The following is a 9,283-nucleotide window of genomic DNA, read 5'->3' as shown; positions in this document are numbered from 1 at the left end:
CATGACCGCGCCCTTCGCGCAGGTATGGCGGACGGCGGCGGTCGACGAGCCGAACGAGTGGGTGCGGGCCGTCGCCTGGGCCGAGATAGCCGGACGACCGGCGGCGATCGCCGTCGCGGGGACCACGCTCGCCGCGTGGGACCTGACCTCCGGTACGCAGCTCATCAGGTCGAGTGTGCCGGTCGCGCAGGCGAATTCGACCTTGGTGCAACTGACGGTCGGCCGCGTGGCCGGGAAGCCGGTCGCGGTGACCGGCGATGTCGCGGGCCGCATCCAAGCGTGGGATCTGACCAGCGGCGAACCGTTCGGGAAGCCGGTCGCCGAACTGTACGGTCGTGCGGCGGCACTCGTCGCGGCGGATGAGCTGGTGCTGATCGGCCGGGGCGCGGGCGCGACCTCGTCGGTATACGAGGTGCCGGTCAGCTCCGGATCGGTCGAGGTGTGGGACATCGCGAACGGGCAATCCGTCCACTCGCTGTGGCACGGCGGCTTCACCGATTCGATCGCCGTCGTCGACCATGGTGATCGCCCGGTGGCGGTCGTGGGATCGACCTACGCCGCACGGCCGTTGCTGGATCCGGACGACTCCGAATCACAGCTCACGACCTGGGATATCCGGACCGGGGCAAGCCTCGGCGAACCCGTCCTGCTCGCCGGCAACTCGGTGGCCGAACCGTTGGCGGCGGGCGTACTGGATGGACGCGCGGTCGCGGTCACGGTCGGCGGTGCGGGCCTGGACCTGTGGGATCTCGCCGAGCGGCAGGTGCGGACAACAGCCGCTTGCCCAGGCCGGATCGAGGCGATCGTCTGGCGGCAGACCGCGGCCGGGCCGATCGTGCTGGCCGGCGGCGGCGACGTGCAGGCGGCAGGCCGGAATTGGCTGCGGATGTGGGATCCGCGCGACTGGCGGCTGATCGGCGAGACCAGCACCGGGACCGGCAGCATTTCGAGCTGCGCGCCGGCCCCGGACGGCAGCGTTATCGTCGCGTGGGGTGACCGGGTCCAACTGCTGCGCGGGCCGGAAACACCTTGACCCGCGGCAGGTTCCAGGGTCTAGAGGCGGGCAGCGAGGGCCTCGCGGTAGGCACTCGCGGTCGCCTCGAGCCGCGCGCGAGTGAAACGCCCTGGTTCGCGGGTGTAAGCGGCGCGACCGACCGCAGAGCTGAACGCGTCCGCGGGGACGGCATCCATCGAGTCGGGGATGAACTTCAAGACTTCCGTCACCGCCTCGACCGCGGTAGCGACCGCGAGCCGGTCGCGGTCGTCCTGGTCCGCCACGGCCACCGGCACCAGTGCCACCGACGCGGCGGCCTGCTCGGCGACCAGGAGGAATTCGCCGGGACAAATGATCCGCGACGCGGTGGGGCCGCCGAACGCGGGCGGCGACGGCGGAATGGCCTCATCCAATTCGAACATGAACTGTCGCGGCAGCCCGCACCGCGCACAACTACCCGCGTAGACGGCGAGCAGCCGCCCCTCCTGGTCCTCACGCAGCACATGTTCGGCGTCGAATTTCGTCTCGCCACAGGAACAGGCGTGCAGATCCATATAGAGCTGGCATTCAACGGATGACCGAGCAATAAGCACCTGGAAATGCTACCCCGATCGGCCGAAGGAGCACGATGGACAAACCAGTGGAGATCAAGCCCGAAGGACTGCGCCGCGCCGCAACCGAATTCGACGATGTCGCCGATCGCGCCCAGAAGGTGCTGGACAGATTGAAGGGCGCGTCCGAGAGTAAGGGCGAGCCGTGGGGGCACGACCACGCCGGGGAGAAATTCGCCGACGGGGAGAAGGGATACAAGAAGAACCGCGACGGGACATTCTCCTCCCTGTCCAGCCTGGTCGGCGTCTTCAAGGACAATGCGAAGAACCTCCGGGATTCGGCGAAAACGTTCGAGGAGAACGAGCAGGCAGCGTTGCAGGCCCGGCAACCCGTGCAACGCACCAGGCGGGACTACGTCCAGCGGTCCGTGGAGGGCTACCGCCCCGCCCTGCACGATTCCATCGCCGCGGTGCCGCGGAGCAGGCTGTTGCGCGCCGACTCCATGCCACGCAACGACGCAGCCCCACTCGAACCCTTCCAAGCAGCGCTGCGCCCGACCGAGATCACGCCGCGCCGTGCGGACCGCGCCGACATGTACACGCCAGAGGGCGAGGTCACCGAGCCTGAATAGGGTTTGGCGTAGCGGCCAAACTTGTTGAATCTCAAAGTATCTCGAGACCGTAATCACTATCATCGGTCCGGTGAGCTTTCCCGAGTCGATCGTGCAGGCATTGCGTGCCGCTCCGGAAAAGGTGGTGGTCGAGCACGGTGCGCGGACGGTCACCCGGGGGCAGTTGCTCACGATGATGGGCACGATCGCCGGTGGATTGCGCGGGTCGGGACTCGGCCCTGGGTCCGGCGTGGCCATGGTCGTGGATGTGAGCGCGGAGTCGTTGGCCGCGTACCTCGCGGCGTACACGCTCGGTTGCCGGGTGATCGGGGTGCGGCCCGGGCTCGGCGAGCGTCAGCAGCGGCATGTCCTGAGTAATGGCGTGGACGCCGTCCTGGACGACCAGCGGGTGGCGGCGTTGCTGCGCGGGCCGGCGCAGTCGTTGACAATCGAGGCGCGGGCGAGTGACATCGCGCGGGTGTCCTACACCAGCGGCACCACCGGACTTCCCAAGGGCTGCGCGCAGACCTATGGGGCAATGTCCGTGCATTGGTCGTGGGGTAAGCCGACGTGGAGCCCGGACACCGCGGAGCTGGCTGCCTGCTTCGACCGTTATCTGTTGTTCGGCACGCTGGCCAGCGCGGTCGTGCAGGACTATCTCGCGCTGTGCCTGCTCGGCGGCGGCACCGCGGTGATCCCGGAACCCGGTGGGGCACAGTTGTTTCCCGAGGTCATCGAGCGGTTGCGGATCACCGCCACGATCATGAACGTGCCGCGGCTCTATCAGATGCTCGATGACTTGCGCGCCATGCCACTGGACACCAGCAGTCTGCGGGCGATGGTGGTCGCCGGGTCGCCGCTGGCCGCGCACCGGCTCGCGGAGGCGGTCGAGGTACTGGGACCGGTAGTACACCAGGCGTACGGACAGACCGAGACCGGCGGCCTCGCCGCGCTGACCCCGCAGGACATCGGCAGCGGCGTACTCACCTCGGTCGGCCGTCCATTGCCCGGCGTGCGCGTGGACGTCCGCGACGGCGAGATCTATGTCCGCAACGACTACATGATGTCGGAGTACTTCGGCGACCCGGCCGAGACCGCCGACGTGCTCGTCGACGGCTGGCTGCGCACCCGCGACCTGGGCTATCTCGACGACGGATACCTCTACCTGACCGGCCGGGCGCGCGACGTGATCATCGTCGACGCGCTACCGGTGTACGCCGGCCCGATCGAACGAGTACTGGCCGGGCATCCGGATGTGGACCAGGCCTACGTCGTCGGCGCACCCGATGACCGCCGCGGCGAAGCGGTGCACGCCTTCGTCGTCCCGCGCGCAGGCCACTCCCCCGACTCCGCCACGCTGTCCGCCCTGGTGCGCGCGGAACTCGGCGAATCGAGCATCCCGCAGACCTACACGGTGGTGCCGGACGCCCCGATCGCGGCGAGCGGCAAGCCGGACAAAAAGGCCTTGCTGGAGCTATATCCACGGTAAGCACGACGTTTGGAGGAGACCTTGTCAGAGCTCGACTACCTGATCATCGGCGCGGGTCCGGCCGGTCTCCAGATGGGCCACCATTTACAGGCGGCCGGTCGCGACTATCTGATCGTCGAGGCCGGAGCGGCCGCGGGCACATTCTTCAGCCGGTACCCCCGGCATCGTCAGCTGATCTCCATCAACAAAGTGCACACCGGCTGGGACGATCCCGAGCTGAACCTGCGGATGGACTGGAACTCACTGCTGCCCGGGCCGCTGTTCAAGGAATACACCCCGCGCTTCTTCCCCGCCGCCGACGACATGGTCCGCTACCTCGGCGATTTCGCCGCAGGGCACGAGTTGTCCGTCCGGTACGACACCCGGATCGAGCGAATCAGCCGACCGGACCTGTTCGAGGCCGTCGACCAGCACGGCAATGTGCTGCGCGCGCGACGGCTGATCATGGCGACCGGCGTCTCGAAACCCTATGTCCCGGAGATCCCCGGCATCGACACCGCCGAGCTGTACACCGAAGTGTCCGTGGACCCAGCGGATTTCACCGACCAACGGGTACTGATCATCGGAAAAGGCAACTCCGCCTTCGAGACTGCCGACAACCTGATCGAGACCACCGCCGTCATCCACGTCGCCGGTCCGCACTCCATCCGCTTGGCCTGGCAGTCGCATTTCCTCGGTCACCTGCGCGCGGTCAACAACAACTTCCTGGATACCTATCAGCTCAAGTCACAGAACGCGATCCTGGACGGCAACGTCATCGACATTGCCCGGCAGTCGGACTCGTCGTATCTGGTGACCGTGAGCTTCTCCCGGGCCAACGAGGTCACCAAGGACATCCGCTACGACCGGGTGATCGTGGCGACCGGATTCCGGTTCGACGCTTCGATTTTCGCGCCGGAGTGCCGGCCGGAGTTGGCGATCAACGATCGATTCCCGGCGCAGACATCGGCTTGGGAGTCGGTCAATGTGCCCGGGTTGTACTTCGCGGGCACGATCACGCAGGTACGCGATTTCAAGAAGTCGACCAGTGCGTTCATTCACGGGTTCCGTTATGGGACAAGGGCATTGCATCGGTTCCTGGAGCAACGTGAGCATGCGCAGGTCTGGCCTAACCGCGAGTTGCTCGGGATCGCCGACGACGTCGGTGAGGCGATCTTGGCGCGGGTCAACCGGACGTCCGCGTTGTGGCAACTGTTCGGGTTCCTCGGCGATGTCGTCACGCTGAACGCGGCTGGCACGGCGCGGTATTGGGAAGAGCTGCCGGTCGATTACGTGGCGGATGCGATCGCGGCGGGATCACTCGGCGAGGTGGACACCTACTTCGTGATCACCTTGGAGTACGGCAAGGACCACGACCGAGTCGACCCGTTCGATATCAATGCCAAGCGGATCGCGCAGTCCGACGCCGAAAACGCCCCGGACGGCCGGTACCTGCATCCCGTGCTGCGGCAGTACCGGGGCGGCGAGCAGATCGCCGAACATCACATCACGGAGAACCTCGAGAACGAGTGGACGCACGAAACAGTGCACCGCAAGCCGCTTTTCGACTTCCTCGAGACCGCGTTGCCCGCGCCGGAGCCCTCGCGATGACCGACCCGCTGTCCGCACTCGAGCAGCGGGCGCGGGAACTGCTCGATCCGGTGCACTACGACTACATCGCCGGCGGCGCGGGCGAAGAGATCACCCTGACCGACAACGAGCAGGCGTTCCGGCGGTTTGCGTTGCTGCCCAGGGTTTTACGCGATACCACCGGCCGGTCCATCGCGATCGACCTGCTCGGCGATCCGAGCGGCATGCCGGTCTTCGTGTCCCCTACCGCGTTTCACCGCCTGGCCCATCCGGACGGCGAGCGGGCCACCGCCAGGGGTGTCGCCGCGGCGGGGCTCATCATGATCGCCAGCATGGCCGGGACGGTGGCCATCGGCGAGGTGACCGCCGCCGCGCGGGAGGTCGACCGCGACGCGCGGGTGTGGTTCCAGCTGTACCTGCACCCCGAGCCTGCGGTGACCGAGGAGCTGGTCCGGCGGGGCGAGCGAGCAGGCTGCACGGCACTGGTGGTGACCGTCGACTCGCCCGTGCGCGGCCGTAGGTTTCGGGAGGACCGCCACGGCTTCCACGACCTGCCCGCGGGGATGTACGCGGAGAACATGCGCGGCCTGCCGGGGACGACCGGAAACGGGGTCCGGTCGATCGCGATGTCGGCCGACTTCACCTGGGACCACCTGCATCGACTTCGGGAGCTGACCCGGCTTCCGCTTGTGCTCAAAGGAATCCTGCACCCGGAGGACGCGCGCCTGGCGGTGGAGCATGGAGCCGACGCGATCGTCGTGTCCAATCATGGTGGCCGCCAACTCGATACCGTTTCCGCGACCTTGACCGCGCTGCCCGCGATCGCCGCGGCGGTGGGCGGGCGCATCCCGGTATACCTCGACGGCGGCGTCCGGCGCGGCTCGGATGTGGTGCTGGCGTTGGCCCTCGGGGCCACGGCGGTCGGTGTTGGACGACCAGTGTTGTGGGGCTTGGCCGTTGGCGGCGACAAAGGGGTTACGGAGGTACTCGACACCCTGCGCTCGGAGTTCGAGCACACGCTGACGCTGTGCGGTGTAGCCGAGCTGTCCGAACTGAACGCGGACCTGGTCACCGCGCGAGGGGCGGCACGGTGCTGAAGCGATTGACACCGCTGCTGGCGACCGCAGCAGCACTGTGGGCGGTGTCGCGCTGGCTGCCGCAGGCGGTAGTGGCGCTGCGGGTGTGGATCTTCGCGAAAGTCAACGGCAGCAACGAGATAACGCTCCCCGGCGAGCGCGGCGGCCCCGACCTGTTCCTGCGTCTCTACTCGGACCCCGCAGCCAACGGGCGCAGCCGAGGAGCGGCGCTGTCGGACCTGTTCTGGTACTGGCTCGCGCCTGGCCCCGAGGTCCACCAGGAACATCTGGAGGACGGTCCCCGCTACGACGAGGCGGCCCGCACCACCCGAGCCGTGCTGTCCCTGCCCACCCCCGAGATCGAGCGCCTCGCGGACCGCTGCGCCCGCCGAGTACTCGGCGAGCTTCCCCGCCGGCCGATGACGCTGGTCCGGCTGCGCGACCTGATGATGCCCATCTGGGCAGAGTTCTTCTACGAGTTGGTCTTTCGCGAACCCTGCCCGCCGGACGCCCGAGCCCTCATCGTCGGCAACGCCGACGACGTGGTTACCTCACTGAAATGCACCGGCCTCCGCCACATGCGCCGCCGCGACCGCCTGACCCGCTACCTGCTCGCCCGAATCGACGCCGGCGACGTACCGCACCAGCTACCCGGCTCGCTCGACCGCCGCGAACGCGCCCACTACCTGCAAGGCGCGTTCTTCAACACCGCAGTGGTCCAGATGTCCGAAGGCATTGCCCACCTACTACTCGCGATTGCCCAGCACCAAGACGTTCAGGACCGCCTCCTCGCCGACCCGAACACCCAATACCTGGACCACGTACTCGACGAAACCCTGCGCCAATTCCCCCTTTTCGGCATCGCCCACCGAATCACCACCGCCGACATCGATATCGGCGGGGACACCATCCCCACCGGAACCGTCCTCTGCTTCAACTACCAGGAATTCGAACGCACCGGCCACACCGACCCCGACCGCTTCAACCCCGACCGCTGGACCACCCACCGCCCCAAAGACACCCACCACATCCCCTTCGGCGTAGCCGCCAACCGCCCCTGCCCCGCCTGGCGCCTATCCCCCATAGCGATGCGAGCCGTAACCCGAACAGTCCTGTCCCACTACCACCTACGCTCCTCCGTCTCCCACACCCGCTCCATCCCCCACCGAGCCCCCTGCCTCCTCCTGTCCACCGACCATCCCCCATCACCAGCTCGGCTGCGCACCACCCTCACCGCCCTCCGAGCCCGCGACCGATTCGAAGATGTCTGGCGAGGCACCACCCAACTCCTCCTCGGCACCTGGATGGTCCTGGATGCCCGCCGCCTCCACCTCTGCCGAACCCACTTCGCCACCCAAGACCGTCCGGAAGCACCGACCTGCCCGGTAGCCCACCCACGCCAACCTTCCCCCGCACCACCTCGCTGACCAGGCGCAAGCGTCGACACGCAACCCGGTCCGTCTCGTGGGTAAGATCCCGATCAATGATGTAGATTGAATCTACATAGATACAATCTACGTAGATCGGATCTACCAAGGAGTCGTAGTGACGTCGGAGTTCGTCGGCCGGAGCGTCGAACTGGGGCTTCTGCGGACCCGCTTGCAGCGCGTCGCGGAGTCCGGCCGGGGCACCGCCGTCGCGATCAGAGGGCGACGGCAGGTCGGAAAATCACGCCTTGTTCAGGAGTTCTGCAACGCAGCACAGGTGCCGTACCTGTACTTCACCGCCACCAAAGGTATGCCGGTCACCGAATCACTCGCGTCGTTCCTGGCAGAGTTGAAGTGCTCGAGGATCGCACCTGATCCCGACACTCTCCCCGATAGCATCGGAGGGGGCTGGCCCGATGCGTTTCGACTGCTCTCCACTGTGCTCGCGGATAGCCCGACCGTAGTCGTGATCGACGAATTACCGTGGCTGGCAGAACAAGACGCAGTCTTCGATGGTGCGCTACAAACGGCATGGGACAGGTTGCTGCAGCAACGCCCGATTCTGCTGCTGTTGCTGGGCAGTGACATCCACATGATGGAACGACTCACCGCCTATGACCGCCCGTTCTACGGACGAGCCGACAACCTCGTCCTCGAACCGCTCAATCCCGCCGAAGTCGGTCACGCTCTTGCGCTCGAACCGGCAGAGAGCATCGACGCACACTTGATCACCGGCGGGCTGCCAGGCATCTTGCGCAGTTGGCCGCGCGGCCTTCCACCGCTCGAGTTCGTCCGGCGCGAATGCGACGACCCGGCGGCACCGCTGTTCGGCGTACCCGAGTCCACTCTCCTCGCCGAGTTCCCCGCGCCCGATCAAGCCCGACGCGTACTCGAAGCGATCGGCAACGGCGAACGCACCCACGCCACCATCGCGGCCACCGCAGGCAGCCGCAGCGGCACACTACCTTCAGGGACGTTGTCGCCACTACTGCACCGGTTATCGGCGGAAAAACACGTGCTGTCGGTAGACGAGCCCCTGTCGATCAAGCCCGGGAAACCCGCGCTCTACCGAGTCGCCGACAGCAATCTCCGGCTCTACCTCGCCACTCTTCGCACAGTTCAGGATCTGGTCCGACGCGGTCGCGGCGACGCGGCCTATAAGTTGTTCGCCCGACGCTGGACCTCCTGGCGTGGCAAAGCAGTCGAGCCCCTCGTACGAGACGCACTCGAACTCAGCGCGCTCGCCGGAGCACTGCCGTGGAAAGACGTCACCACAGTTGGCGGCTGGTGGAATCGCACCTTCAACCCCGAGATAGACCTCATCGGCGCCGACCGCTCCCCCGTCGCGAATCGGATCATCTTCGCCGGATCCATCAAATGGCTCGGCACCCCCTTCGACCGCCACGATCTAGCCGAACTGACTCGCGCGGTCACAGAGGTTCCAGGCTTTGAACCGCGCGAAACAGCCTCGGTCGTAGTGTCTTTGACAAATATCGACAGCACCCTTACCGACGCCCTCGACCTGGTGTGGAACGCCGCCGACGTGCTCTCGGCATGGGGCTGAGA

General features: G+C 66.8%; 8 protein-coding genes. 7 read left to right on the top strand and 1 reads right to left on the bottom strand.

Annotated features, from left to right (window positions below):
• Nucleotide 1 precedes the first annotated feature (1 nt).
• Complete coding sequence (locus tag AB0M22_RS20510; protein ID WP_364728800.1) at nt 2-1,033, top strand: hypothetical protein; 1,032 nt, start codon at nt 2-4, stop codon at nt 1,031-1,033.
• A 20-nt stretch (nt 1,034-1,053) separates the two neighbouring features.
• On the opposite strand, the gene AB0M22_RS20505 is transcribed toward AB0M22_RS20510, so the two are convergent.
• On the bottom strand, nt 1,054-1,587 hold the full coding sequence (locus AB0M22_RS20505; protein WP_364728797.1) for a hypothetical protein: 534 nt from the start codon (nt 1,585-1,587) through the stop codon (nt 1,054-1,056).
• A gap of 35 nt (nt 1,588-1,622) precedes the next feature.
• Between AB0M22_RS20505 and AB0M22_RS20500 the strand changes: the two genes are divergently transcribed.
• The 6 genes from AB0M22_RS20500 (at nt 1,623) to AB0M22_RS20475 (ending at nt 9,281) form a co-directional block, all read left to right on the top strand.
• Nucleotides 1,623-2,177 (top strand): type VII secretion target, encoded by a 555-nt coding sequence (locus AB0M22_RS20500; protein ID WP_364728794.1) that lies wholly within the window; start codon nt 1,623-1,625, stop codon nt 2,175-2,177.
• Nucleotides 2,178-2,247: 70 nt separating this feature from the next.
• Nucleotides 2,248-3,645 (top strand): fatty acid--CoA ligase family protein, encoded by a 1,398-nt coding sequence (locus AB0M22_RS20495; RefSeq protein WP_364728791.1) that lies wholly within the window; start codon nt 2,248-2,250, stop codon nt 3,643-3,645.
• A 21-nt stretch (nt 3,646-3,666) separates the two neighbouring features.
• Nucleotides 3,667-5,235: an NAD(P)-binding domain-containing protein gene (locus tag AB0M22_RS20490; protein ID WP_364728788.1), complete on the top strand. Its 1,569-nt coding sequence runs from the start codon at nt 3,667-3,669 to the stop codon at nt 5,233-5,235.
• Nucleotides 5,232-6,311 (top strand): alpha-hydroxy acid oxidase, encoded by a 1,080-nt coding sequence (locus tag AB0M22_RS20485; RefSeq protein ID WP_364728785.1) that lies wholly within the window; start codon nt 5,232-5,234, stop codon nt 6,309-6,311. Before AB0M22_RS20490 ends, AB0M22_RS20485 begins: the two co-directional genes overlap by 4 nt.
• Nucleotides 6,305-7,717: a cytochrome P450 gene (locus AB0M22_RS20480; protein ID WP_364728782.1), complete on the top strand. Its 1,413-nt coding sequence runs from the start codon at nt 6,305-6,307 to the stop codon at nt 7,715-7,717. The genes AB0M22_RS20485 and AB0M22_RS20480 overlap by 7 nt, the downstream gene beginning before the upstream one ends.
• Before the next feature lie 118 nt (nt 7,718-7,835).
• Nucleotides 7,836-9,281, top strand: a complete 1,446-nt coding sequence (locus tag AB0M22_RS20475) for an ATP-binding protein (RefSeq protein WP_364728779.1) — start codon at nt 7,836-7,838, stop codon at nt 9,279-9,281.
• Nucleotides 9,282-9,283: the final 2 nt, after the last annotated feature.

The sequence above is a fragment of the Nocardia sp. NPDC051756 genome, assembly GCF_040681495.1.
Classification (GTDB): domain Bacteria; phylum Actinomycetota; class Actinomycetes; order Mycobacteriales; family Mycobacteriaceae; genus Nocardia.
This window is presented reverse-complemented; position numbering and strand designations above follow the sequence as displayed.